This is a genomic window from Mucilaginibacter sp. 3215 (genome assembly GCF_050433785.1).
GTDB lineage: Bacteria > Bacteroidota > Bacteroidia > Sphingobacteriales > Sphingobacteriaceae > Mucilaginibacter.
Window position 1 is genome coordinate 114,095 of the sequence record NZ_JBNPWO010000011.1, and the last position, 26,832, is coordinate 140,926.

At 43.8% G+C, this 26,832-nt stretch carries 18 protein-coding genes; 5 read left to right on the forward strand and 13 right to left on the reverse strand.

Features of this window, described 5'->3' with window-relative positions; genetic code table 11:
- Nucleotides 1–227: 227 nt before the first annotated feature.
- On the reverse strand, nt 228–1,547 hold the full coding sequence (locus tag ABIC84_RS18060) for a vanadium-dependent haloperoxidase (RefSeq protein ID WP_429264435.1): 1,320 nt from the start codon (nt 1,545–1,547) through the stop codon (nt 228–230).
- A 242-nt stretch (nt 1,548–1,789) separates the two neighbouring features.
- On the opposite strand from ABIC84_RS18060, the gene ABIC84_RS18065 reads away from it, so the two are divergent.
- On the forward strand, nt 1,790–5,347 hold the full coding sequence (locus tag ABIC84_RS18065) for a VCBS repeat-containing protein (protein ID WP_429264436.1): 3,558 nt from the start codon (nt 1,790–1,792) through the stop codon (nt 5,345–5,347).
- A 98-nt stretch (nt 5,348–5,445) separates the two neighbouring features.
- Here ABIC84_RS18065 and crtD read toward each other — a convergent pair whose 3' ends face one another.
- From crtD to ABIC84_RS18095, 6 genes are all read right to left on the reverse strand, one after another.
- Nucleotides 5,446–6,921 (reverse strand): 1-hydroxycarotenoid 3,4-desaturase CrtD, encoded by a 1,476-nt coding sequence (gene crtD, locus ABIC84_RS18070; RefSeq protein WP_429264437.1) that lies wholly within the window; start codon nt 6,919–6,921, stop codon nt 5,446–5,448.
- A 98-nt stretch (nt 6,922–7,019) separates the two neighbouring features.
- Nucleotides 7,020–7,571, reverse strand: a complete 552-nt coding sequence (locus ABIC84_RS18075) for a type 1 glutamine amidotransferase domain-containing protein (protein ID WP_373612843.1) — start codon at nt 7,569–7,571, stop codon at nt 7,020–7,022.
- Between the two features lie 194 nt (nt 7,572–7,765).
- Complete coding sequence (locus tag ABIC84_RS18080; RefSeq protein ID WP_176622326.1) at nt 7,766–8,674, reverse strand: LysR substrate-binding domain-containing protein; 909 nt, start codon at nt 8,672–8,674, stop codon at nt 7,766–7,768.
- A 9-nt stretch (nt 8,675–8,683) separates the two neighbouring features.
- The gene (locus ABIC84_RS18085) at nt 8,684–9,412 is read right to left on the reverse strand and encodes a hypothetical protein (RefSeq protein WP_429264438.1); all 729 of its coding nucleotides are present in this window, start codon (nt 9,410–9,412) and stop codon (nt 8,684–8,686) included.
- Nucleotides 9,413–9,538: 126 nt separating this feature from the next.
- Nucleotides 9,539–10,321 (reverse strand): hypothetical protein, encoded by a 783-nt coding sequence (locus tag ABIC84_RS18090; RefSeq protein WP_429264439.1) that lies wholly within the window; start codon nt 10,319–10,321, stop codon nt 9,539–9,541.
- Between the two features lie 78 nt (nt 10,322–10,399).
- Nucleotides 10,400–11,407: an aspartate-semialdehyde dehydrogenase gene (locus ABIC84_RS18095; RefSeq protein ID WP_090534105.1), complete on the reverse strand. Its 1,008-nt coding sequence runs from the start codon at nt 11,405–11,407 to the stop codon at nt 10,400–10,402.
- A 670-nt stretch (nt 11,408–12,077) separates the two neighbouring features.
- On the opposite strand from ABIC84_RS18095, the gene ABIC84_RS18100 reads away from it, so the two are divergent.
- The 4 genes from ABIC84_RS18100 (at nt 12,078) to ABIC84_RS18115 (ending at nt 15,562) form a co-directional block, all read left to right on the forward strand.
- On the forward strand, nt 12,078–13,031 hold the full coding sequence (locus ABIC84_RS18100; RefSeq protein ID WP_426581689.1) for an NAD-dependent epimerase/dehydratase family protein: 954 nt from the start codon (nt 12,078–12,080) through the stop codon (nt 13,029–13,031).
- 144 nt (nt 13,032–13,175) lie between these two features.
- Nucleotides 13,176–13,901, forward strand: coding sequence for a YebC/PmpR family DNA-binding transcriptional regulator (locus ABIC84_RS18105; RefSeq protein ID WP_090534133.1), 726 nt, complete (start codon nt 13,176–13,178; stop codon nt 13,899–13,901).
- A gap of 168 nt (nt 13,902–14,069) precedes the next feature.
- On the forward strand, nt 14,070–14,285 hold the full coding sequence (locus ABIC84_RS18110; RefSeq protein WP_090534135.1) for a DUF2442 domain-containing protein: 216 nt from the start codon (nt 14,070–14,072) through the stop codon (nt 14,283–14,285).
- A gap of 104 nt (nt 14,286–14,389) precedes the next feature.
- Nucleotides 14,390–15,562, forward strand: a complete 1,173-nt coding sequence (locus ABIC84_RS18115; protein WP_354486488.1) for a hypothetical protein — start codon at nt 14,390–14,392, stop codon at nt 15,560–15,562.
- Nucleotides 15,563–15,707: 145 nt separating this feature from the next.
- Here the strand turns inward: ABIC84_RS18115 and ABIC84_RS18120 are convergent, their stop codons facing one another.
- The 6 genes from ABIC84_RS18120 to ABIC84_RS18145 all read right to left on the reverse strand — a co-directional run bounded on the left by ABIC84_RS18120 (nt 15,708) and on the right by ABIC84_RS18145 (nt 26,796).
- Nucleotides 15,708–16,505: a dienelactone hydrolase family protein gene (locus ABIC84_RS18120; protein WP_090534138.1), complete on the reverse strand. Its 798-nt coding sequence runs from the start codon at nt 16,503–16,505 to the stop codon at nt 15,708–15,710.
- Between the two features lie 102 nt (nt 16,506–16,607).
- Complete coding sequence (locus ABIC84_RS18125; protein WP_429264440.1) at nt 16,608–17,960, reverse strand: glucoamylase family protein; 1,353 nt, start codon at nt 17,958–17,960, stop codon at nt 16,608–16,610.
- 117 nt (nt 17,961–18,077) lie between these two features.
- Nucleotides 18,078–19,559 (reverse strand): RagB/SusD family nutrient uptake outer membrane protein, encoded by a 1,482-nt coding sequence (locus tag ABIC84_RS18130; protein ID WP_429264441.1) that lies wholly within the window; start codon nt 19,557–19,559, stop codon nt 18,078–18,080.
- Nucleotides 19,560–19,570: 11 nt separating this feature from the next.
- On the reverse strand, nt 19,571–22,594 hold the full coding sequence (locus ABIC84_RS18135; protein WP_429264442.1) for a SusC/RagA family TonB-linked outer membrane protein: 3,024 nt from the start codon (nt 22,592–22,594) through the stop codon (nt 19,571–19,573).
- Between the two features lie 248 nt (nt 22,595–22,842).
- A complete protein-coding gene (locus ABIC84_RS18140; RefSeq protein WP_429264443.1) occupies nt 22,843–25,737 on the reverse strand; it encodes a triple tyrosine motif-containing protein in 2,895 nt (964 codons plus the stop codon).
- Between the two features lie 102 nt (nt 25,738–25,839).
- Nucleotides 25,840–26,796, reverse strand: a complete 957-nt coding sequence (locus ABIC84_RS18145) for a rhodanese-related sulfurtransferase (RefSeq protein ID WP_429264471.1) — start codon at nt 26,794–26,796, stop codon at nt 25,840–25,842.
- Between the last annotated feature and the right edge of the window lie 36 nt (nt 26,797–26,832).

The window sequence follows — 26,832 nt, forward strand, 5'->3', positions numbered from 1 at the left end:
TGAGTTTTTCATTGTTTTAATATTATAAATTGTTCCATAATTACCCCTCGACTAAAGGTACAACTGATGGAAATAACCCTTATAAATTCACCTGATTATGCCGTTATGAATCTGGCGAAAGCGTTACTACTTTCATACTATTTGCTGTTCCTGGTATCAGTATTTATATTCTGAACTGGCGCCGGGTTGGGCCATTCATAAAAACACGGTCGAAACCAGTCATCCGGCTACTTCTTAGTATGCAACTTAGTTAACGCAAATTGCCCTATCCTATCGCCCTCATCTACACCGTTAGTTATTGATGGCATATAATGGATACCTCCGTAAAACCTGCTGATAGCGGCCTCTTCGGCCGCGGCTTTAAAGGATTTAAAATTGCGCGCGGGGATGGCAAACTCCATTTCTGTCGAGTCGACGAACGAAAATTCATCGCCAAATAATTTGCTTAACACGGCTGCTGATGCGGTAGATACAACACTATGCCCGCTGGTATACTCGGGGAAAGGCGGCGTTTGCAGCAATGGCATCCAGCTTTGATCAATATACTGGTTGATGTAGGTTTCGGGCCTGATCACCTTGCTCCGGTATTTTTCGTCCCAGCAGTTTATAAAACTATCTGCAATAACTACGGCTATACAGGCATAAGCTTCAGCGCTTTTCACGTAACCGGCCTTAGCCTTACGACAAGCCAGCGCCGTGATATTGATCCAATGCCCTCCCGGCGAGATTTTTTTTGTGGCGAACATAGTATGCCCGTTAATATTCACCTTAAAGGGGTTATCATCCCAAAAGGTGGCAATAGTTGCCTCATCATCGGTGAGGTGCTTGCCGGTATCATATACTTCCATAGCCAGCTTGTAAAAATTACTACCGGGGATGTTGCTAAAGGTAAAGGGATGAGCTGGTTTAAATTGCTGTGCCGAATCAAGCAAAAATGGGCGGATCTCGTTCCAGTGCGGTTCAATACCTTTCATGTAGGCCGGTGGGGTGGGCTTCCAGCTGGCGTCATCTGTTTGCACATCATATTTTGATAATGAGCGGGTATGTTTATAGTTATCCTTACCCGCCCATTTTATGACCCTGTCGGCAATAAGTTTACCGTACGCTATCGAGTTATCATACACGCTATCAGGCATGCCGGTATTTTTAAACTCCTGCATCAGTTTGTCATGAAAACCCTCTATCCTGCCCTCACTCATCACCAGGATCTTTCCAACGGTTAAAATAGCGTGCGATGCCGATAACGTGAAGCAATATTTTTTACCGGCTATAGGCTTAGGCACCGAGTCGAGCCCTTTCAATTGCCCTTCAAGCGATTGGTAATGATTATCGCCATTTCGCGCAGCCTCGTATGCAGCCACACTGATATAGGCATAAATGCGACTGGCAACCGGCGGCGAATAAATATCATGCCTTACCACATCAGTAACATCTTTGATAGACCGGTGGATAAAATCCGGATTTTCGGCCGGTTTTTCCCAGCTCTTTTTACCGCATGATGAGCAGGTTATAATAACGATAAGTGCAAAATATAGTCTCTTCATCATGATGAAACAGCAACGGCTTGATCAGTTTAATTGGTCTGCCCCTCAAATCAGGGGTTCAGATCAAAGCTAACAGATAATCAATATTTAAGTATGGGCCGATAGTAATTAACTAACTTTTGATACAATTTGCAGAAACCGGAATTGTAAAATCCGTTTTCTTTACAGTGGCTTATTGCATTATAACCAATAAGTTAAAGCTTAACCAAAGCATAAACCATCAATCAATTATTAACCATATCTGCATGATAAAAAGTTTACCCCAGGCGTTTAAACTATCTACCTTATTGTTACTTTTTTTTGGTGCCGGATGTTCAAAAAAGTCATCGGGACCAACGCTCTTTAAGCTGCTCGATGCTTCACAAACAGGTATCGATTTTAAAAATACCGTTACCGAAAGTGACAGCATCAACATACTTAATCACCCCTACCTGTATAATGGCGCCGGTGTTGGTATTGGCGATTTTAACCATGATGGCCTGCCCGATGTTTACTTTGCCGGCAACATGGTCGCCAATAAATTATACATTAACAAAGGCTCACTTACTTTTAAAGATGTTACCGATGTGGCGGGTGTAGCCGGTAATGGCGACTGGTACGCAGGTGTATCAGTAGTTGATATCAATAACGATGGCTGGCCGGACATATACGTCTGCTCATCATTTAAAAGCGATCCCAGCCACCGCAAAAACCTGCTTTTCATCAACCAGGCAACTAATAAAGATGGCGTGCCAACCTTCAAGGAATCGGCGGCAGCATATGGTTTGCAGGATACCGGCTACAGCACACAAGCCGTATTTTTTGATTACGACCATGACGGCGACCTTGACATGTACCTGCTCACCAATTTTTTAGGTAAAGAAACTCCGGTGGCCTATCGCCCAAAATTAACCGATGGCAGCGCACAGAATAACGACCGCCTTTACCGCAACAACGGAAATGGCACCTTCACCAATGTAACCAAAGAAGCCGGGATACTAATAGAAGGCTTTGGCAATTCGGTTTCCATATGCGATGTGAATAACGATGGCTGGCCGGATGTTTATGTAGGTAACGACTTTATATCTAACGATGTACTGTGGGTGAACAATAAAAACGGCACGTTCAGCAACCGCGCGGGCGAGTATTTTAAACACACGGGCTGGTCGGTAATGGGATCGGATATGGTTGATATCAATAACGATGGCAAGGCCGACCTGGTATCATTAGAGATGCTGCCCGAAGAAAACGTACGTAAAAAAACGATGCTTGTAGGTGATAACTACATCACCTATATCAACAATAACAAGTTTAAATACGAGCACCAGTACATCCGCAATGTGCTGCAGCTTAATCAGGGGCAAACACCCGCTGGTCATCCGCAATACAGCGAAATAGCTTACCAAGCCGGTGTTTATCAAACCGACTGGAGCTGGACACCTCTTGTGGCCGATTTTGATAACGACGGTTATCGTGACATGATGATCACCAACGGTTATCCCCGCGACGTTACGGACCTTGATCACGCGCTGTACAGTAACGATCAGGGCCGTACAGTTAAAGAGAATACTACTTTAGCTGCTGCCGATTCATTTCCGGTTGTAAAAACACCGAGTTATGCTTTCAGGAATGCAGGCGGGTATTTGTTTAAAGATCAATCGAAAGATTGGGGAATTGTAAAACCTACCTTTTCAACCGGCGGCGTTTATGCCGATCTGGATAATGACGGCGATCTTGACCTCGTGATCAATAATATTGATGACGAGGCTTTTATTTATGAAAACACGGCTAACAGCAAAACGCAGGTAGCCAAAGATCACAACTACCTAACTGTTGCACTACAGGGCGACAGCAAAAATACTGGCGGTATTGGTGCTACCATTCGTATCTATTACAAAGGCAAGCAGCAGTTTTATGACCAGCAACCCTGTCGCGGCTATATGAGTACGGATGATGCCCGCGGGCATTTCGGCATAGGGGCCACTACATCTGTCGATTCATTGCGGGTACGCTGGCCCGATGGTAAAACCCAGTTGCTTACCAATGTTAAGGGAAACCAAACGCTTACATTACAATATAAAAACGCGTCGGGTTATTTCCCGCCAGAGGCATCCGGCAAAATCATCCCGGTGTTTCAGGAGGCTAATAACCAAACAGGCATAAAATACGTGCACCAGGAAAAAGACGCTATCGATTATAATATACAGCCTACCCTGCCGCACAAGCTAAGTCAGTATGGGCCCGCTATTGCTGTTGGCGATGTGGATGGAAATGGTTACGATGACCTTTTTATAGGAGGTTCAGCAGGCAACAAAGGGGTATTTTTTATGCAGGATGCAGGCGGTCATTTCGCTATGGATAACAACCGTTTTATGCACGAAGATTTTAAAGAAGAGGAAGACATGGGCGCGTTGCTGTTTGATGCCAATGGCGATGGCTTCCCTGATCTGTATATCGCCAGCGGCAGCTATGAATTTCAGAAAGGGCATACCACGGCTCAGGACAGGCTTTACATCAACGATAAAAAAGGCCATTTCACACGCGACCTTGCCGCGGTGCCAGTGGAATACGATAACGGTTCATGCGTTCGCGCCGCCGATTTTGACGGCGATGGAGACCTTGACCTTTTTGTAGGTTCAAGATCGGTTTCAGGCGCTTACCCTTCATCACCCGTTAGCCATTTGCTCAGGAACGATGATGGTAAATTTACCGATGTTACCAGCCAGTTTTGCCCCGAACTGATACATGGCGGCATGATCACCGACGCGCTTTGGTCGGATTTTGACAAGGATGGCAAGGCGGACCTGGTGGTGGTTGGCGAATGGATGCCGGTTACCTTTTACAAAAACACCGGCCATGGCCTTAGCAAGATCAAATCGGGCATTGATGATCATGTGGGCTGGTGGAACAGCATAGTTGCAGGTGACTTTAACAACGATGGTAATATCGATTATGTGGCCGGTAACCTGGGCCAAAACTCAAACTACAAAGCATCATTTGAGCAACCCATGACCATTATGGGTAAAGACCTGGATGGTAACGGCTCCTTCGATGCCATGATATTTTGCTTTATGAAGGATGAGGACGGCTCACAGAAACCCTTCCCCATGCATACCCGCGATGACCTGATCAGTCAGCTGATCTCCATCCGCAAAAAATATCCAAGCTATCGCGGCTTTGGTCATGCGACAATGAATGATCTTTGGACTGAGAAAGACAAAGAAGGCGCCGTAATCCTTAAGGCAACCGATATGAACACCAGCCTTATCACCGGCAAAGGCACTGGTACTTTTAGTATCAGTGCACTACCACAAGATGTACAAATGGCCCCGGTGTACGGCATGATAGCTGAAGATGTTGACTACGATGGCAATCTCGACCTGATAATGACTGGTAACGACTTTGGTATGGAACCTTTTACCGGCAGGCATGATGCCTTTATGGGTTTATATATGAAAGGCAATGGAAAAGGCAGCTTTGCTCCGCTATCAGTAGCTAATAGCGGCATTTATATTGCGGGCGACGGTAAAGGGCTGGCAAGTGTGCAATCGGCAAAAGGAGGCGGGGTTTTAGTAGCTACCCAAAATCAGGATAGCATTAAAGTATTCCGGAAAACGGGCGTTAATTCTGCCAGGCGATATATTAAATTAAAGGCCGATGATTTTTATGCTGATATTACGCTCAAGAACGGAGGCAAAAAGCATATTGAATATTATTATGGATCAACCTACCTATCGCAATCGTCAAGGATCTTGGAACTGGATGCCAATATAGCAGAGGTAACCATAACAAGCTATAACGGGAGAAAAAGGAAAGGGGGTTGATGGTTGTAAATTCATGCATGTTCGTCATGCCATACTAAACCGGCGGCCGATAGCCAAAAGGGGGGGATATTGGTAAGTTAAACTCCAATCTTCCTACTTTAATCAACCAACTCACTCACAATTTTTGCCGACAGCAAACACAATGGGATCCCTCCTCCCGGGTGTACGCTTCCCCCGCAAAAATATAAATCTTTTATTTTCGACGATTTATTGGCGTGCCGTAAAAATGCTGCAAACCGGCTGTTGGAGCTGGTACCATAAAGCGAGCCCTGGTACGAGGACGTGCGGCTTTCGATGCTCCGCGGATCAAGGATGCTTTCATTAGCAATAAGTTTGCGAATGTCTTTATTTAGCAAACGGCTTAACTTATTTAATACATTTTCCCTCGCCCCGGCTATCAGTGCATCCCAATCCTGCCCGGTATTAGCAGGTACGTTGATCATTACAAACCAGTTTTCGCAACTCTCGGGAGCATCGTCTGGTTTATATTTGGAGCTGATGTTAAGGTAAACGGTAGGGTCATGATAAATCTCCTTTTCCCGCCAAATGTGATTAAACTCGGCCTCATAATCAGCACTGAAAAAAATATTATGCAGATCAAGTTCTCTGAACTGATCCCGGATCCCCCAATAAAATATCAGGGCCGAACTGCTTCGCTCCTGGTTTAATATTTTTTGAGGGTGAAGTTTGGGATGACTGCTTAGCAGCTTGCGATAGGTGAACCAGATATCCATATTGGATACCACAAGCCCCCCTTCAATTACTCCATCATTCGTCTTGATCCCTTTTACTTTGTGTCCTTGCAATACAATTTCTGCTACCGGGTTATTGTAGTGAAATTTTATACCTAATGATTCGGCCAGCGCCACTAAGCAAGAAGTTATGTTATACATCCCACCCTCTGGGAAATAGGCGCCGAAATGCTGCTCCAGGTGCGGGATTACGTTCAGCGTGGCCGGCGCACTATAAGGGTTTGAACCGTTATAGGTTGCATACCTGTCGAAAAATTGTACTATCCTTTTATCCTTGAAAAAGACCTCATTGGCCTTGTGCATAGTTCGAAAGGCATCTATCTTACCAAACCGTAATATTGATTTAAATGTATCCTGGCGCAGATAGGTTTTAAGCCGATGCAGGGAGCGCTCTAAAAAAACGTGGTTGGTAACGTTATAGACCGTACTGCTGTTATCAAGGTAATGCTTTACAGCTGCGGCAGGTTCTCCTGTCTTTTCCTGTATCTCATCACTAAACTTGCCTGCATTGGCGTAGGCGGTTAAACGCGTACCATCTTCATAAAAATACCTGCAAACAACATCCAGCTTTTGATACCTGAAATAATCGGAAGGATTTTTTCCGGCCAGCTTAAAAAGCTCGTCGACATATTGCGGCATGGTAAACAGGCTCGGCCCGGCATCAAAGCGGTAACCATCCTGCTCAAACCGGCTCAACTTACCACCGGGGTAACTATTAGCCTCATAAACTTCAACCTGATATCCTTTTACCGCCAGGCGGATAGCTGTCGCAATACCCGCTATACCGGCGCCAATAATCAAAGCTTTTTTGGGAAGAGGCATGGGGGTAAAGATAAGCAAGCCCCCTCTAATCTCCCCCGGATAGGGAGACTTTTTAATACATAATAAAGCTCTCCCCATCCGGGGAGGGTTGGGTGGGGCTAAACATGATGAACGCCTTCGCCAATCTCTTCAATAGCTTTACGGTTAAAGGCTTCCAAATCATCCGGCCGGCGACTTGTCACCAGGCCATTATCAACCACCACCTCTTCATCAACCCAATCGGCGCCGGCGTTTTTAAGATCGGTTTGTAACGATGGGTATGAAGTTAACCGTCTCCCGTTGATCATACCTGTTTCTATCAGCAATTGCGGCCCGTGGCATATTGCTGCTACCGGTTTGCCCTCATCCAAAAACGCAGATGCAAAGGCAACGGCATCTTTATTTTGCCTTAACTTATCGGGGTTAAGTACGCCGCCTGGTAAAACCAGAGCGTCGTAATCATCAGGGCTTACTTCGTTTAGCTGCTTATCAACATTGATCTCAATACCCCAGTTAGTTTTATCCCACGCTTTGATCTTCCCGCTTTTGGGTGATATTACGTGTACTGTTGCACCTGCCTGCTCAAGGGCTTGTTTTGGGCTTGTTAATTCAACCTGCTCAAATCCTTCTTCGGTAAGGATTGCCACCTTACGACCATTTAAACTTGCCATAATTTATAATTTATTAATTAATGATTATAAAAATTAAATACAATATAAATACAGGCCAAAACAAGGATGGTTTTAGGAATTTTAAAAGAGACTATAATAACTTGATTAGTACCTATCTTGATTAGGCTCCTTAAATAGTTTTCTCGCAGAGAGGCGAAAACACAAAGTTTTTCCTGGCGATTTGGTGTACTTTATTATTCAGATGAGTGTCCAATATGCTGCAACGCGTAGTTTATAAAGTTGCTTGTCAGCCCATAATCTTCTGTCCCTTTACGGCGGATAAAAAAGAAATCACGCTTAATTTTCAAACCCTCAATAGGCACTTCAACCAAGTCTCCTTCGGCCAGTTGACGGATAATTGACGGGCGCGGCATAAAGCCAAGACATTGATCGGCCAGCAGGAAGTTTTTCAAAGCTTCGGTACCACCAAGGCGGATCTTTACGGACAGGTCGGCCGGTTTAATATGCAAAGCAGACAAGGCTTTTAATACGGCATTCAACGTGCCCGAACCACGCTCTCTCACGGCGAGGGGCGTTTTAACAAACTGTTTAAGCGTTAACGACTTTCCTGCCAGCGGACTTTTAGCCGAGCAAACCGGGATCACCTCATCACTCATAAAAGGTTTGTATGATACGGTAGTGAGTTTGTTATCAACTTCGATAATGCCGATATCAACCTCATGGTTTAACAAAGCGTTCAGGATATACTCGCTGTTACGGTTTACCAGCTGCACATCCACATTGGCGTATTCCCGCTGAAAACCAGAAAGTATCGAAGGTAAAATATACAGGGCAATAGTTGTACTTGCACCCAAACGCAAATGCCCGGCAGCTTGTGACAGGTTACTTAATACCGAAAGGTCATACTCCACCTTCCGCTCTATCTCTGTTGCCTGCTGCAGGTATTCGTTTAGTTTGTTGCCGGCTTCGGTGAGTAAAATACTGTTGCCTTTGCGTTCAAACAAGGGCACTTTATATTGATCTTCAAGCGCTTTAACATGTTTACTGATGGCCGGCTGCGTAATAAACAGCACCTGGGCAGCCTTACTGAAACTCAGGTTGGCGGCAACTTCCATAAATACACGATGGGCGAAAGAGATCATGGGGCAAAGTTAATTTTTTACCCGTTCAAAGTACTTACCTGTAAATTTATATACGATATAGTCGCGGGTAACCTCTCGTTTTGCATTAACTAACGGACTATGGATGCTTTGTGTTTTAGCATCATAATAAATAGTCGGGATTACTTTCATATTAACTACCGAAAGGAAGTTATAATCAAAATAAAGCTTGCTATGCATCCCGGTTGGGGTTTTAACCAATAATACCACTCCATTCAATTTACCATTCTCGACAGTAAAAAACTGGATGCCCTGGGTAGCATCAACACTGGAACGTACCGAATTATACGCCGCCAGGTAGTAAACCTTGTTGTTTGCCTTGAGGGTATAGATTTTGGAGTACCAGTAAACCGGGTTATGTTTTTTGCCAACGGAATCCATTTTAAGCGATGACGATACTTTGCCGCTAACCTTATACTGCAAAACATTGTCAAAATCATAGCCGGTGCTGCCCAGCCTGGTATCCCACGAATAAGTACGGAACAAGCCATCGGCAGATGTGGCGATCACTACCCGTTCTTTAACCAGTTCGGTAAATGGATAATTAATAGTTCCGGGATATTTGGAGGTATAATACTTCAGCTTAAAACCGAAGATCTTGTTCATTTTTTCTAATGAATCAATTGCTTTCCACTCTTTTTTGTGAGTACCGTAATAGTTTACCCTTTTAAAAATCCGTAACAGGTCGGTTTCAATGGCCTGCGGACTCTGGGCAAACAAATTTGCTGAGTAAAAACAGCAGCAGAAAACAATTATTAACTTAAAGGTTTTCATCGGTAAACAAGATACACAAAAAAAGCAAATCCGGCAGACATTCTGTTACGATGATTGCCAGTTAGCTGTTTTTTAGCTTTTTATTTTTTCAAAATACCGTCCGTTGAATTTGTAGGTGATAAATTTTGAGGTAACCTCTGCTTTGGCATTTACCAGGGGTACATATATAGTTTGCGTTGTTTGATCAAAAGTGATAGTAGGACGTTTTTCAAACGGGATATCAACCACCGAAAAGAAGTCATAATCATAATAGATCTTACTTTTCAACCCGGAACCTGTTTTGATGACCTTCACATCGTCATTAAGTTTTCCGTTTTCTATATCAAAAACCTTGATACCGGTACCTGCATCTTTACTTGAATATATAGTGCCGTAAATGCCCAGATAGTAAGTTTTATCGCCCGTTTTAAAAGTGTACAGGTTGCTGTAAAAAGGTATATAAGTTTCCTGGCTCCCGGTAAGCAGCACTGATTTTGTTTTAGCGTCAACTTTATACTGCAGCACATTAGCAAAATCGCGCATGGTACCTCCCTGCCAGGTCTCCCACGAGTAGATCCTGAACAAACCATCTGCCGAAGTGAAAATATCAAGTTGCGCTTTCTTTAGCGAGTTAAAAGGCATACCGATGGAGGCGGGATAAGTTTCTGCATACTTTTTTAACTTGTTGCCAAATTCGTCATTAGCATCTCCCAAAGCATCGCTCGCGCCGTCGTCGCCTGTATCTTGTTTCTGATGCCAGTATTCAATCTTTTTAAATGATTTAAGCAGATCGGCCTCAACGGCTTGCGGTGTTTGTGCAACGAGTTTATTAACTGTAATAAAACAGAATAGAGCAATCAGGTTCAAGGCTTTCATAACAAAATATTACTGCATAAAAATAGGGATAATCAAACGACTATCCCTATCCTATTCTTCTGAAAAGAAATATTCTGCTTACGCTTCAACCGGCTGACCGATCAAGTGCTGAGCAGCAAGGTACTCGGCAATCTGCACGGCATTGGTAGCTGCACCTTTACGCAGGTTGTCAGATACAATCCAGCAGTTCAGCGTATTGTCCTGAGTTTCGTCACGACGGATGCGGCCTACAAATACCTCATCTTTATCATGCGCGTCGAGCGGCATAGGGTATTTCAGGTTAGCAGTATCGTCAACCACCACAATGCCGGGCGCGTTAGCCAACAGTTCACGAACTTCGGCCAGGTCAAAATCATTTGCAAACTCAATGTTAACCGACTCAGAGTGGCCACCCATAACCGGGATCCGCACAGTAGTAGCAGTTACTTTAATGCTGTCATCGCCCATGATCTTTTTAGTTTCGAGGATCATTTTCATTTCCTCTTTAGTATAACCGTTTTCGGTAAATACATCAATCTGCGGGATCACGTTCAAATCGATAGTGTAAGGGTAAACTTTCGGTCCGTCGATACCTTTACGCTCGTTAAACAACTGATCAACAGCTTTAACACCAGTACCGGTAACCGACTGGTAGGTTGAAACTACCACCCTTTTAATTTTATATTTATCGTGCAGTGGTTTTAAAGCCACTACCATTTGTATAGTTGAGCAATTTGGATTGGCGATGATCTTATCTTCGGCGGTAAGTACATCAGCGTTTACTTCGGGCACAACCAGCTTTTTGGTTGGATCCATACGCCATGCCGATGAATTATCAATAACAGTTGTACCAGCAGCTGCAAATAAAGGAGCCTGCTGTAATGAAGTGCTTCCGCCGGCCGAGAAAATTGCTACGTCCGGCTTCATCTTAATCGCATCCTCAACAGAAACCACCTTAAACTGCTTACCCTTAAAAGTAATTTCTTTACCAATACTTTTTTCTGAAGCTACGGGAATTAATTCTGTAACGGGGAAGTTGCGTTCTGCAAGAACCTGCAACATTTTGGTGCCTACTAATCCTGTAGCACCTACTACTGCGACTTTCATTTTTTAAATTGTTTTTGAATGTATCAGGCTGCTTCACAGCGCCTGTTTTTAATTAATTATGTGTTTTAAAAGTTAAACCCTCAAATATGCACATTTTTTTGGTATCGGAGAAATATTAAGTCTATGGTTATTGTGGGGATTAGGGAGTGGTTGATTAAGTGAATGGTTGGTTGTCTGAATCAGAATTTTCAGGATTTGAGAATTAACAGCATGAAATCCCGATACTGGCGCAAGTCTTGAGCGAAGGCCAGCGGGTGGCAGACTTGTGACTTCTGCAAGCGATTAGTTTGTCTGAACCGGAATTTTTAGAATTAAGTGAATTAATAGAATGCCAGGCAAAATTCCAGAAATTCCAATAATTCGTTTAATTCGAGTTCAGACAGAAACTAACTGCAAACTGCCTAATCAAAACTGCTAACTGAATCAGGACGTTACCTGCGGCCCGCGCTATCCGCTCATACTACACAAGGCATTAGCCACAGGCCGGTATCCGCTACTATCGCTAACGCGGAAAAAGTCTGAAGTCTGATGTCCGTAAGTCCGAAAAATTAAAATGGCTTGGACTTTCGGACATCAGACTTCAGACTCACTCCCACTCACCTAATCAACCCAATCAACCACTCACTTAATAAACCAATTTCCTACCTTTGCGCGGTAAACTCAAAATTGCATGAGCGAAAAGATCTTAGTGATAGGCGCCAATGGCCAGATCGGTACCGAACTGGTAATGGCTTTGAGAAATATACACGGGGCCGAAGCGGTTATAGCTTCGGATATTAACAGCCCAACCTATGCTATGCGCGGCAGCAGCGGACCGTTTGAATTGATCAATGTACTTGATAAAGACAACCTGCACCATATATTTGATAAGCACCGCCCAACACAAGTTTACCTGTTAGCTGCCATTCTTTCGGCGGTAGGAGAGCAAAAACCCAAGATGGCCTGGGACCTGAATATGACCGGTTTGCTGCATGTGCTTGATTTTGCGGTTGAGTTTAAAGTAAGTAAAGTTTTTTGGCCAAGTTCTATAGCGGTTTTCGGGCCGCATTCGCCGCAGCATAATACGCCGCAGTATTGCGTGATGGACCCTAATACAGTTTATGGGTTTAGCAAACTTGCAGGTGAGCGCTGGTGCGAATACTATTTTAATAAATACGGCCTTGATGTGCGCAGTATCCGTTATCCCGGTTTAATAGGTTGGAAAGCTAATCCCGGCGGTGGCACTACTGATTATGCCGTACATATATTTCACCAGGCATTAAAAGCAGGCAGCTATGAAAGCTTTCTGGCCGAAGGGACTGCCCTGCCCATGATGTATATGGATGATGCCATCAGGGCTACCATCAGTTTGATGGATGCACCTGCCGAACAGATCAGCATCCGTTCATCATATAACCTGGCTGGCATTAGCTTTACGCCCGAACAACTGGCGGCTGAAATCAAAAAACTGATCCCTAAATTTGAAATCAGTTACAGTAATAACGACCCGCGACAAGCCATCGCCGATAGCTGGCCAAAGTCAATAGATGACAGTTACGCGCAAAACGACTGGGGCTGGAAACTGGAATATGACCTACCAAAAATGGTGGCCGACATGTTGACCAATTTGAAAACAATAATTTAAGGTTAAAGGCGAAAGGATAAAGGTTTTTATCTGTCATTATATAAACAAATATTATATTTACCGCCTTGTCTTTATAAGGCAAAGCTTTGTAATACAACAAGGTTGATCTATCACTATCAACCATGAACAATGAACTAAAAAAACATGGGAAGAGCATTTGAATTCCGCAAAGAAAGAAAGTTTAAGCGCTGGGCCAAAATGGCAGTGCAGTTTACCCGTTTAGGTAAGGAAATTGTAATGGCTGTAAAAGCCGGCGGCGGCGATGTTAACACCAACTCACGCTTACGTACCGCGGTACAAAACGCCAAGGCTGTAAACATGCCTAAAGACCGTGTTGAAGCCGCCATTAAACGCGCGAGCAGCCGCGACGAAAAAGATTACGAAGAGCTTGTTTACGAAGGTTACGCGCCTTATGGGGTTGCCGTGTTGGTTGAAACCGCTACCGATAATACTAACCGTACTGTTGCCAACGTACGCAGCTACTTTACCAAATACGGTGGCTCATTAGGCAAAACCGGCTCGCTTGATTTTATCTTTACCCGTAAATCAGTTTTCACTTTTGAGCCGGGCGACCGCGACCTGGAAGAGCTTGAATTTGAATTGATAGACGCAGGTTTGGAAGAAATATTTGTTGAAGCCGATGAAAATGGCAACGATATTGCGGTAATCCATACAGCTTTTGAAGATTTTGGTAAAATGCAAAAAGCGTTAGAAGAGATGGGTATCGAAGTAAAATCGGCCAAGCTGGAGCGTATCCCGCAATCATTCCACGCTGTTAGCGAAGATCAGGTGCCTGAAATTATGAAACTGATTGACCGTTTGGAAGAAGACGACGACGTGCAGGCTGTTTACCATAATATGGCGGAGTAATCCTGGTATCGGATTCCGGAATTTCGATTTCGGATTTAGTTCCACTCAAACAATAAACACCATGTCATTGCAAGCGATAGCGTAGCAATCGCACAGAAGCATCATCGCTCTGTACAGCATGCGATTGCTTCGTCGTTCCTCCTCGCAATGACATAAAGAAGAAACATCATGCCACTATTCAACACACGTAAAGGAGAAAAAAAAGTAAAGGTTACCTTTGCTAACGGCCTTCTTTTTGTGGAAACTGATGGTGGCAAGCCGCAGGCTTTCCCATTGGAATGGTTTCCACAGTTATTAAACGCTACCGATGAGGAACGTGAAGACTGGGGCCAAACCGAAAAAGGCATCCGTTTTAACAAGCTGGGTGTAGATGTAACATTATAAGATTTGAGATATGAGACGTGAGATATGAGACAAGGCTCTAAACCTTCAATTATCTCAAATCTCCTATCTCAAATCTCCTATCTAACATCTCATATCTAAACAAAATGGTTTTTGAAGAATTTTTAAAGAAGAAAAGAATTGATCTTGCCGCCCTGCAACAGGGCGAACCTGCTTTGTTTTCTGAATTTAAAGATCACTTTGAACAGATGGGCGAAAAAAGCTTCGACCATACCAAAAAATACTGGTTTAATAAACTAAGGCGGCGGTTCCCGGTTCCGCTTGAAGTTAAAACCGAAAAAGCACATATCAAAAACCCGCTTGCCGAACAAACCATAACCGAAAGTTTAACAGAACCCGCTACGCCGGCCAAAGTTGGCTTTACGCCTAAGTTCCGTCCGGCAACGACACCTAAGCCTGCTCCTTCTGCTGAGGAGCCTAAGGAACAAGCAACGGAGCCTACTGCATCAGAAGCTTCATCGCCTGAAACTGCACCAAAACCAGCATTCAAGCCGCGTTTTAACCCTGCCATGGCGAAGGCTCAACCGGCGGAAAGCGAAACATCACCCGAAACAGATAAAGAGCCACAGACCGAAACTCCTGCTCCCACTGTTGAAATACCGGCAACACCAGCCAAACCCGGTTTCAAACCACGTTTCAACGCTGCAATGGTAAAACCGAAGCCAGCCGAAACTGAAGCACCGGCAGAGGATAAAAAAGAGGAAAACCCGGTGGCTGAACCACAGACGCCACCTGCAGAGACTCCAGCGCCTAAAATGGGCTTTAAACCACGCTTCAATGCCGGCATGGTAAAACCTAAGCCGATTGAAAACGATGTAACTGCTGAAGAGCAAAAAGAAGAAGCACCGGTAGTTGAAGAGCCTAAAATACAGGAGCCTGAATCACCTGCATCCAAAATGGGCTTTAAACCACGGTTTAATGCCGCTATGAGGAAGCCGAAGTCAGCTGAATCAGAGCAGGAACCTGTTGAAAATAGCAAGGTAGAACCATTAGCCGAAACTCAGCAACCATCAGTTGAAGAAGAAAAACCGACTGCTGAGGTATCTGCGCCAAAACTTAGCTTTAAACCACGGTTTAACGCGGCAATGATAAAGCCTAAAGCTACTGAAGTTGAAGAAACACCTGTAGAAGAAAAAAAAGAAGAAACTCCATCGGAAGAGCCTCAGACACCATCCGCCGAAACTCCCGCACCTAAATTGGGATTCAAGCCACGTTTTAACGCCAAAAATCTTCCTAAAAAATCAGAGGGAGAAGAATAGGTTAATAGCTTTTCCAATCAAGCTAAAAATTCATGTCATTGAGAGCGTAGCGTGGCAACCGCACGGAAGCGTGACCGCCCTGTATAGCATGCGATTGCTTCGTCGTTCCTCCTCGCAATGACATGTTTTTTGTATTACCCGTCTCCTACTTACTATGCGAAAACAACCAATGCAACAGATCAGGCTCGTTGAACGCGTTGTCCCAACTGTTGTGCCCTACACCTGGATATAGCGTAAATCGCGGCTTGCCTCCCGCCTCTTTAATAGCATCAACCATTACCTGCGAATGGTCGGCAGGTACTACCGGGTCATTATTACCGTGAAAGATCCAGAGCGGAACTTTTTTAGCGTATTTCTTTGCGTTCAGCGTATTATCGCCGCCGCAAATGGCAAAGGCTGCTGCAAATACATTAGGTTCGCGGCCAATGATTTCAAATGTACCCATACCACCCATGCTAAGGCCTCCCACATAAACTTTGTGCTTATCAACAAATGGCTTATCTAAAAACTGGTCAACCAGTCCCATCAACATGATCATCGCCATTGTTGGCGGCGCATTTTCCTGGAAAATAAATTTGCGCTTATTGGTTGCCGAATCCGTAACCTGCTTTACATTGCTCCAGTAACTTTTTGCCGGGCATTGCGGAAAAACAACGATAGACTCGTATAACTCCCTGCAGCTGTCCTGTAAGAACCGTTGTGCCCCATAAGCCAGTTGCGACTCATTATTGTTTCCCCGTTCGCCCGAACCGTGTAATACAAACAATAAAGGGTACTTTTGACCCGGATTAAAATGCTTTGGAAATAAAATTCGGTATGGTAGTGTGTCTACTTTAAAAATAAAGCTGCCCCTGTCAAACGAGGTCAAATTTTGGGACTTGGCTAAAAAAGAGAATGCTAAGAGTAAGCTTAGCATTCCTGTAATTCGTATTGTTTTGATCATGGGTTAAAATGCTTCTTTGTTTTGCAACCGACGTAATTACCGCCGTTGCTTTAAAACAAATTTAACCTCTTTAACGGCCTTTTGTTTATTTTTTATGCCGAATTAATTTTTCACGATAGCAGGGCTTTCAAAACCCAGTTTTTTCAAACCACCCTGAACCTCGGGGCAGCTCATGAAAAGTTTCCAGAGCAAACCGGTCCGGTAGTTTTCAATCATCACAATGATCGGGCCCTGATCGATGGCTAAATAGGAGTTGGCGTACCAGTTATGCGACTCGCTGAAGGCATCGGTAAAGCCATACTCGCCCCAGATCTTATCGCCCAGGTCATAATAAAAATGACGCAACGCTTTCATCGAATATTCCGGGGTATATGGGAATGCGGATAACGCGGCCGTAGGCGTAATTACGCCGAGGTCGTTAGTTGGCGAATGTGCATTGTACCCCTCAAAGTTATCACTGGCAGTTAAGCCCCAGCAATTTTCACCATAGCCTTTAAATTTTTTAGGATTATCAACGCAGTAAGCATGATTGATCAAAGTATGATTTTTATTTTGTTCCCAGTAGTCGGCATACTCGTCCTTTAATCCCTTAGGGTTAAGGCCGAGGAAAGAATATTGCGAGAAGAATAGCGGACCGCCGTAATCAAAACCAAGCGGCAATTTAAAACCGTAAAAAGTTTTTCCGTTTTTAAAGAAATCGCTTTGCGCCCAACCATTATGGTAAACATTGGCACTAACGGGGTAACGTTCGGCAGATGCGGCAAGCACGTAAGTGATCAAACATTCGTTAAAACCGTGGATCGGGAAATTCATGGCCCAGCCATTGTTGGGGCTCCAGTGCCAGTAAAGGTAGTCGCGGCCATCGCGGGTGTACCAGTTCCATTCCATTTCACCCCACATCCAGCTAATCACATCACGGATGCGGCGTTCTTTAGGAGCATCAGCATTAAAATACTGTCTTGCGCACAATAAACCCTGGAATAAATAGGCAGATTCAACAATATCAGCCCCATCATCTTTACGGCCAAAGCGGATCACTTTACCGGTTTCGCCGTTTAACCAGTGCGGGAAAGCGCCGTGAAAAGCATCGGCCTTGTATAAAAAGTTAACGATCTTAACCATACGGTCAACCGCCTGCTCATGGGTGATCCATTTGCGGCTATCGGCCACAATGAGCGACATGATGCCAAATCCCGAACCGCCGGTAGTCACCACCTCGTTACCGTAATCAAAAGAAGTGTTGCTGCGCTCCCTGGCCAGACCGCTCACCGGGTGACCAAAATCCCAGAAATAACGAAACGTTTGGCGCTGCACCACATCCAGCAAAGCGCTATCGGTAAGGTTTTTTATAATACCAACGGGCTTAATGCCGTCTTCTGATTTTTTTGTTTGCTTTTGGGCAAAGGCGCAAATGGCAGCCAATATAAATACCGGAGTAATAAATAGTTTTTTCATAAAGCTATTTGCATTTGGATATGAAAAACAGGGTTTTCATTAAAAAAAGAGAGGTTGCCCGTTAAACCCAACAAGGCAACCTCATCATCAATCAACTGTGTGTATTTTATTGGCTAATTAATAACCAGGGTTTTGTGTTAATGCGCCACCGCTCAGGTCAATTTCATTTTGTGGCACAGGCCAAACTTCATTTTTGCCTGCTTTCCAACCACGTGAGCCAAAAACTGCGGTACCCCTGCCCTGACGGATCACGTCGAAGTAACGTTCAAATTCCATAGCCAGTTCAACCCTTCTTTCCTGGTATATAGCAGCACGAAGCGTTGCCTGGTCAGTTGTAATTACTTTTGGCAAAATAGCGTTGTTACCGGCACGGGCACGGGCGCGAACCTGCTCTAACGGAATTAAGGCAGCTGCAGAATTACCAAGCTCATTGTTAGCTTCAGCGTTCATCAGCAATACATCAGCATAGCGTAAAACGATCTTGTTTTGCTGGCAGCCTTCATTAAAGCCTGATACATACAGGCTAAAAGGAACGTATGATTTTTGGTTATACATCGGGTTATCTCCGCTGGCCGGGATCTTATCACCCTCTGGCGTAGTTTCGCCCCTGAAAATGATGGTAGCGTCACGTCGCGGATCGCCGGTTTCATAAGCTGCCGCCAGCTCCGGACTTGGCACATTAAAGCCCCAGCCACCACCGGTAACGCCACGTACACCCTGTACCTGCGAGTATTGTGAGTTTGACGCATCCGGGTTATTAGGGATCAATGCGCACTGGATTTCAAATATCGATTCCTGATTATTTTTATGATTGGTGCGGAACATTTGTTCATAATCAGGAAACAACGAATAGCCCATGCCCATTACCTGGTTGGTATAATTCAATACATCGCTCCACTTTTTCAGGTACATGGCAACTTTTGCATGCAACGCAATAGCGGCACCTTTTGTAGCGTGACCGATATCGGCAGAGCTGTAAGTTTGCGGCAATACATTAGCGGCATCAGTTAAATCAGTTTCTATAGCGGCCCAAACCTGTGCTTTTGCTGTACGCGGCAAATTATATTCAGATGCATCTTTAGGTAAGGTTAAGCGCAATGGCACATCGCCAAAAGCCCTAACCAACCTGAAATATGAATAAGCCCTGATAAACTTAGCTTCGGCCAGGTACCTGGCTTTTAAAGTTTCGTCCATGGTAATACCAGGCACATTAGTCAGGATCTGGTTGGCAAAGTTGATGTTTTGATACTGTCCTCTCCAGAAACCGCCCAATTGGGCATCGCCCGAGGTAATGGTAAAGTTATGATAGTCATTAAAAAAGGTAGCATCACTGGCGGTGCTGCCTTTTTCTACATCGTCAGAGCCCATGCTCTCTACAGCAATAGGTGCAAAGGCGATGTTGTTCCACTCGCGCAGGTTAGCATACATGGCGCTAACTGCTTTAGTAGCATCATCCTGAGTTTTGAAAAATTGGGTTGCCGCGGTGTTTTGAGCCGGATCGACATTTAAGAAGCTTTTTTTACAGCTTTGAAACGATATAATTGAAGCGATAAGACCTAAAGCAACGACCTTACGCGAATATTTTGTACTATTTTTCATCTTTATATTGATTAAAAAGTAACGTTAACACCAAAATTATAGGTAGCAAATAACGGATACACGCTTGCGTCAATACCACGGCTGCCTACAGCACCACCGATCTCTGGTGAGAAGCCTTTGTAACCAAACAGGTTAATGGCGTTCTGCGCGTTTGCATAGATCCTCACTTTTGAAATATTCAATTTTTTCAGGAAATCGCCTGGTATGGTGTAGCCCAATTGCGCATTTCTCATCCGGAAATAAGCACCGCTTTCAACATAGAAAGAGTTAGGAGCGGCATTACTATTTTTACCAACATTTACCGAAGGGTAGGTATTTGAAGTACCTGCTCCATGCCAGCGGTGTTCGTAAAAGTCTTGCGTGAAATTTTCATTACCAAAGCGGTAGGCGATATTGGCGTTATAAACACTTACACCGGCCACGCCCTGAAAATCTAAGGCAAGATCAAAGTTTTTATAAGTGAATGAAGTATTTAAACCGTAGTTATATTTTGGCAGCGGGCTACCTAAAGCTACGCGGTCACGGCTATCAACAACCCCATCGTTATTGGTATCCTGGTAGATAAAATCTCCTTCTTTGGCACCTGGCTGTTTTGAAGCAGCGGCGATAGCATTAGTTTGGAAAATACCAGTTACCTTATAACCATAAAACTGTCCTATCGGCTGGCCGACGATAGTACGTGTTGCAAGCGCGCCGTTGGCTATGCCTTCACCACCGTCATAAATTGGGTTTTGGCCGGTTATAACGTTAAGTACTTTATTATTGTTGATACCAATATTAGCACTAACGCTATAATTGAAATCTTTAGACGGATTATCTCTCCAGCCTAATGAAAACTCCCATCCTCTGTTTTGGATACTTGCCTGGTTACCTATCAATGAGCTGTTATTTGTACCCAATGAACCGGCTACCGGGATCGCGAAAATAGCATCCTGAGTTTCCCTGTTATAGTAATCTGCTTCAAAAGTTAACTTGTTATCAATCAAGCCACCTTCGATACCAAAATCAGATGATACTGTTCTTTCCCAAACGATAGATGGAGGTACTATAGAGTTAATACTTGCACCCGGATAAGTTGTAAGCGGGTTACCGAATAAACCTGTCAGGTAAGGATCTGTCGCGATAACCTGTACGGTTGGGTTAATAGGTACGCCTGAGTTACCTACTTTACCCCAGCTTCCGCGTAGTTTCAGGTTGCTCAATACCTTCTGATCTTTCATGAACTCCTCGTTGGTAATTACCCAACCGGCACCAACCGAAGGAAAATATCCGTAGGTGTGGTCTCCATAAAATTGAGAAGCACCATCACGACGAATAGAGGCGTTCAATAAATATTTATCTCTGAACGAGTAATTAACACGTGCAAACTGCGATAACGCACGGGTATGGATCTGGCTGCCCGGAGTTGCAAAGTAGTTCACATTGGTGGTATCAGGGAAAGAGTTTCTGATGCTGCCGTTTTTCACATACGGAACATAATCGGCCTTACCGTCTATTTGTTTAGTCCGGTTATTCTGGGCACTATAACCTACCAACGCTGTAATTTTATGATCTTTTATTTTAACATCATAGGTAAGGGTGTTTTCCCAAATCCAGTTACGAACATCGGTGTGGTTGATATCCAGATTGGTTTTATTGCTTTGCTGACGCAGGGTGGCCGTATACTCAGGTGTAAATGCCCTTACTTCATTCTGGCTGATATCGCCGCCAAAGCTTGATTTAAATTTGAAGTTTTTAAGGAAGGTAACCTCGCCGTAAGCATTGTAAGTAAAACGCTTGTTTTTTGTTCTCTGGTTAAAGAAATCAATAGTAGCCTGCGGGTTATAGTTATTACCATCACCGGTTCCATAATCGTTAGGGTCGCCATAACTGCCATCCGCTTTGCGTACAGGCAGTGTAGGGGCCGCGCCAAATAACTGGTGGAAGATATCGCCATTGACATCGCGCGATACATCAGACAGACCACTTGCAGTGTAACCAAATTTTAAATTTTTGGTTGGCTTAAAATCATTTGACAAGTGAACTGTGTAACGCTGATAATTGTTGGTTTTGGCCAAACCATCCTGGTTAAGGTAACCGAACGAATAGTTGTAAGTGTACTTATCGGTACCACCACTTATTGATGCTTCATGGTTAGTGGTAAATGCTTTGCGCAGTATTTGTTTATACCAGTCAGTTCCTTTACCGTATGATGAAGGATTGCTGAATATGGGATCACCGCTGTTTAATGCCGAAAGCTCATTTACCGCGGTAGCATATTCGCTGGCATCTGCCATTTTTACCTGGTTAGTAACAGCCTGCAAACCTACGTAGCCATTATAATTAATAACCGGTTTACCTTTTGTACCACGTTTAGTACCTATCAAAACTACACCGTTAGCTGCACGGATACCGTAGATAGCTGTACTTGACGCATCTTTCAAAATGCTGAAGCTCTCGATATCCTGCGGGTTAAGGAAGCTGATATCATCATACCAAACACCGTCAACAACAAACAGCGGTTTGGTATTACCATAAATAGTACCTAAACCACGAATAGTAATGTCTGGTGATTTACCCGGTGTACCGCTGTTGGTGATTTGTACACCTGATACTTTACCCTGTAAACCGCTCAATGCGTTAGGTGAAGCTTGTTTGGCAACATCGGCGCCTTTAACAGTAGCTATCGAACCGGTTACGTCAAGCTTTCGCTGCGTACCATAACCAATAACAACTACCTGCTGCAATTCGTTTGTCTTTGGCTGCAGGGCTACGTTTATGGTTGTTTGCCCGTTAACTGCTACCTCTTGTGTAGCATAACCTATATAAGCAATTGATAAAGTTGCATTACCCGGTGCCTGGAGGGTAAAGGCTCCGTTTACGTCTGTTTGGGTACCTATAGTTGTTCCTTTAACTGAAACAGACACGCCTATTAAAGCCTCGCCTGTTTTTCCGTCAGTTATTTTACCTTTTAGTGTAACGTTTTGTGCAAACGCCGCGTCATAGCAAAACAACAGTAACAACATCAACCCTGAAATAGTAAATATTCTTTTCATAGTGGTTAATAAATAATACGGATCGAAAAATAATTGGTTTATTGATTTGCAAAGCTGTACAGATAATCAGCCTTTAGCAAATAATGTAACTCAACATTAATACATCAGCATAAGAATACTTTCACACGAAATGTTTTTATAAAACACAAACACCTATTTAACAGACAGTTAAAATAAAACCAACTACTACACAGCCCGCTTAGTACCCAATACCACTAAATAACACAATGAGAGGTAATGATGTAGTGTTAAAGCTCGATGAGAAACTCGGTGAGGTTTTTATCATGCTCCAGATTGAGCTTTTTGCGCAGCCTGTAACGACGAATTTCGACACCCCGCAATGAAATATTGAGCAGCGATGCCATCTCCTTACTGCTCATATTCATGCGCAGGTAAGCGCATAATTTAAGGTCATTGGGTACAAGGTCCGGATGACCGGCTTTTAATTTTTTAAAGAAATTTTCGTGCGCTTCATTAAAACTGGTTTCAAATATGTTCCAGTCACGCTCATCGCTCATACCTTCATCAATCACTTTCTGGATGCGGCGCAATTGTTCGTCGGCCAGCTTTTTACCATCTTCTCCTTTGAGGTGAGTTAGCTCGTCGCTTATCTTTTGCAGCAGCTCATTTTTGTAAACTATGTTCATAGCCGAATTTGCCAGTTCACGGCTTTTACTGGCCAGGTCGGCTTGCAACTGCTCGTTCTTTATGTTGATGATATGCTGCTCATTGGCTATAGCCTCCTGCTTCAAAAATTCTTCCTTCTCTTTCTGCAGCTTTTGTTGAATCTGCTGCTGATGTTTTTTCAATTTAAGCCCGTAGTAATACCTGATCACATAAAATAGCAATACAGCCAGCAATACATAAAACACCAGCGCTATTTTGCCGGCATACCATGGCGGCAATACCGTAAAAGTTATTGTTGAAACGGCGGATTGGTACTGATCATTGATCTTAGCCCTCACCTTAAAATTATAAGTACCCTGGTTAAGATTCGTAAACTCCTTTTGGCTTTGCGGCATCCACTCGCTCCATTGATGCGAATAGCCTTCCAGATAATACTGAAACCTGATTTTAGCCTGGGTATAATAAGGCAGAGAATAACTTATACGGATGTTATTTTCGGCGTAAGGTATTTCAATGTTATTGCTCTGTTCTGCTGCTTCAGTTATCAACGATACCTTATCGGTAACATTCTCTATCCTCCTGATCAAAACATCAGGTATTTTGATCCTATTGGGCAGTTGAGCATCTGCATCGTTTAATATCACAAACCCGTCATCAACACTTATCAAATAGGTTGAGTTGTTTATACGGTTAATGGTTTCATAATGCTGTACCATCTGTCCGTTCAGGATAGAAAACCTGTTGGTATCGATGGTTAGCTTCCCGGTAACAGACATATCGGCCAAACCAACCCTGCCCTGGTTAATGAACCAGTATTTTTTGCCTATAGCCTTAATGATTTTGCTTGAGGTGGCAAATGTGCCCAGCTTGCTGTTTAGCTGCTGATATTTATAAAACCTGTCTGTGATATCGTCATACACATAAAAACCCGAATCTGAAGAAAAAACAATGCGGTTATCGAGGTCAAACACGTTGATGTTATAACTACCCGGCAATCCATGCTTCCTGTCATAATAAACGTGCGATACCACAGTGCGCTGATCGGCGCTTAAAGTGAGCTTATAAATACCCTTATAAGCATGGCTTACCCAAATTTGACCTTTGGCATCACGTTCAACATAGCGCGAAGGCTCACTGAAACCGGCTAATTTATGGCTGAATTGCCAATTGCCCGCGGCATCTTTCCGGTAGATCACCAAGCCGGTATAAGTGCCCTGCATGAGCATATCGGGGGCCATTTTCTTAATAGTCCATCCGCCCGTCACATCCGAGATCTTTTTTATGGAAGCTCCGTTTACCTGGTAAGTTCCGTCGTTATGGCCGCAAAGCAACCTGTTATCCTGTAACGACAAATCCCACACCTGCCCCTGCGAGCCGGGGATCAGCTTAAAATCAAAGGTTTGAAATGGGCTGTTATGGCTATCAGGCAGCCAATCGCTGTAAAACAAGCCCTGGTTAGTGCCGAGATAGATCTTTTTATCAAAAATGATGCTGGAATAGACCGTACCGAATTTGCCCGTTTTGTCGAAATAAAAATACAAAGGCGAGTTAACCTCAATTCTATCGATACCATTATCAAGTCCTGCCCAAAGGTTTTGGCTGGCATCGGTATAAAGGCTTAACACCGTATTGTTTTGCATACCGCTGGCTTTATTGATATGCTGCACTACACGCCCGGCAGTATCAACTATCACAATACCATTAAGAATGGTACCATAGGCAAAATACTTATCGGCGATGGCCGCGCCGTTATTCAGCTGGTAGGTTTTTAAAAAATCATTTGCCTGGCTCACCCATGGCTTAACTGTTTTACCATCGTAGATAAATAAACCATTTTTTGCCGTACCGATGAGATATTTACCCTGTTGAAATGGCAAAATAGATAACACACCACTTGCACCTAAAATATTGCTGCCTTCAATATATTCAGTCTTTGAACCTTTAAGCTCAAAAAGCCCTTTTGTTAATTGCTCTACAAAAAAGCGGCTACCACATTTAAAAAGGAACAAATACGGCTCATGTGTTTTTACCACTTCAATTTTACCAGCCGAATAAATATAGATAGCCCCGAATGATTGGAAAAGCACCCTGTTGTTATCGCAATATATTTTCCAGATCTCTTCGGTTACCGGTAAAAAGTTTTTCGGTACCAGGTTAACGAGTGAGGTGTATTTTAAAATGCCCTTACCATCGTTATGCCAGTAGCCAAACTCACCGTATCCGCCGGCATACACCCTGCCCTTGCCATCAGCACTAACTGAGCGTACAATTAAACCATTAGGCATGTGGTACTGCTGCCAGTATTTACCATCAAAGGTGAGCAGGCCTTCGGCATTGCCAAAATACATGATATCGTGCTCATCGCGCGTTACCGACCAGTTTTGGTTACCAAACTGGTAAAGCGCCTTGGTATAATTTTGCACATACGGAACACCTACGCTCTTAATATCTACCGACCAGGCCGGCCAAACCGATATAAAAGCAAGAACGATAATAATACACAAGGTTTTACGCATAGGATGTAGCGGCTCAATTTGCTAAAGTAGTGTTTGTACCCGACAAAATAAAAAAGCCTACCCTTGAGGGTAAGCCTTATATAATTAATTGTGCCACAGCTGTTATGCTATTGGCTGCAGTTTGTTTTTACTCACATTTACCGGTTGAGGTACTTTTACATAATACCCGGTACCATCATAAACCCGTTTACGCGGATGCTCTTTACAAGCATCGCTGCAGCAGCCGTCCATAGCGGTTCCGCATTCATCGCACTGGGTAAAATGCTCGTTGCACTCGGGATTGGCGCAATTGATCATTTTTGGTGTGGTTTTGCCGCAATTTAAACAGGTTGAAATAACAACCGGGTTCACGCTGTTTACATCAACCGAAAGGCGGTTATCAAATACATAGCATTTGCCCTCAAAATCCTCGCCGCCGGCTTCCTTACCATATTTAATGATACCACCATGCAACTGGTACACTTCCGGGAAACCTTCGTGCAACAACAAGGCCGATGCTTTTTCGCATTTAATGCCACCAGTGCAATAAGTCAGGATCTTTTTATCCTTGTACTTGGCCAGCTCATTAATCATGGCCGGAAAATCGCGGAAGTTTTCAATATCAAGGGTTACCGCATTTTTGAATTTGCCTAATGAGTGCTCATAATTTGAGCGTACGTCAAGTACAACCACATCGTCTCTGTCTTTCATAGCCAAAAACTCTTTTGGCTCCAGGTGTTTGCCGGTTTTTTGTTTCGGGTCGATAACGTTAGGGTCACGCAGTCCGGAGTGTACAATCTCTGATTTATAACGCACATGCATTTTTACAAAGGAAGGCGTATCTACTTCATCAATTTTAAAGTCGATACCGGCAAAACGCTCGTCGGCGTGTACAGTATCCATATAGGTTTTACATGCCTCAACAGTACCCGAAACAGTACCGTTAAGCCCCTCATCGGCCACAATAATGCGCCCGGTTAAACCTAAGCTTTTACAAAATTTTAAATGATCGGCAGCAAATTGCTCCGCATTAGCTATTGTCGAATAACAATAGTAAAGTAAGGTATTATACATTTCCATAAAATCATTGATACTGCTGCAAACAGTGTTAAATGA

What these genes read in the sequence shown, in the direction of transcription:
- ABIC84_RS18140 (WP_429264443.1), bottom strand. Translation starts at nt 25,737, where the DNA reads ATGCGTAAAACCTTGTGTATTATTATCGTTCTTGCTTTTATATCGGTT.
- ABIC84_RS18115 (WP_354486488.1), top strand. Translation starts at nt 14,390, where the DNA reads ATGGTTTTTGAAGAATTTTTAAAGAAGAAAAGAATTGATCTTGCCGCC.
- ABIC84_RS18120 (WP_090534138.1), bottom strand. Translation starts at nt 16,505, where the DNA reads ATGATCAAAACAATACGAATTACAGGAATGCTAAGCTTACTCTTAGCA.
- crtD (WP_429264437.1), bottom strand. Translation starts at nt 6,921, where the DNA reads ATGCCTCTTCCCAAAAAAGCTTTGATTATTGGCGCCGGTATAGCGGGT.
- ABIC84_RS18060 (WP_429264435.1), bottom strand. Translation starts at nt 1,547, where the DNA reads ATGATGAAGAGACTATATTTTGCACTTATCGTTATTATAACCTGCTCA.
- ABIC84_RS18100 (WP_426581689.1), top strand. Translation starts at nt 12,078, where the DNA reads ATGAGCGAAAAGATCTTAGTGATAGGCGCCAATGGCCAGATCGGTACC.
- ABIC84_RS18095 (WP_090534105.1), bottom strand. Translation starts at nt 11,407, where the DNA reads ATGAAAGTCGCAGTAGTAGGTGCTACAGGATTAGTAGGCACCAAAATG.
- ABIC84_RS18130 (WP_429264441.1), bottom strand. Translation starts at nt 19,559, where the DNA reads ATGAAAAATAGTACAAAATATTCGCGTAAGGTCGTTGCTTTAGGTCTT.
- ABIC84_RS18075 (WP_373612843.1), bottom strand. Translation starts at nt 7,571, where the DNA reads ATGGCAAGTTTAAATGGTCGTAAGGTGGCAATCCTTACCGAAGAAGGA.
- ABIC84_RS18080 (WP_176622326.1), bottom strand. Translation starts at nt 8,674, where the DNA reads ATGATCTCTTTCGCCCATCGTGTATTTATGGAAGTTGCCGCCAACCTG.
- ABIC84_RS18105 (WP_090534133.1), top strand. Translation starts at nt 13,176, where the DNA reads ATGGGAAGAGCATTTGAATTCCGCAAAGAAAGAAAGTTTAAGCGCTGG.
- ABIC84_RS18135 (WP_429264442.1), bottom strand. Translation starts at nt 22,594, where the DNA reads ATGAAAAGAATATTTACTATTTCAGGGTTGATGTTGTTACTGTTGTTT.
- ABIC84_RS18090 (WP_429264439.1), bottom strand. Translation starts at nt 10,321, where the DNA reads ATGAAAGCCTTGAACCTGATTGCTCTATTCTGTTTTATTACAGTTAAT.
- ABIC84_RS18110 (WP_090534135.1), top strand. Translation starts at nt 14,070, where the DNA reads ATGCCACTATTCAACACACGTAAAGGAGAAAAAAAAGTAAAGGTTACC.
- ABIC84_RS18065 (WP_429264436.1), top strand. Translation starts at nt 1,790, where the DNA reads ATGATAAAAAGTTTACCCCAGGCGTTTAAACTATCTACCTTATTGTTA.
- ABIC84_RS18145 (WP_429264471.1), bottom strand. Translation starts at nt 26,796, where the DNA reads ATGGAAATGTATAATACCTTACTTTACTATTGTTATTCGACAATAGCT.
- ABIC84_RS18125 (WP_429264440.1), bottom strand. Translation starts at nt 17,960, where the DNA reads ATGAAAAAACTATTTATTACTCCGGTATTTATATTGGCTGCCATTTGC.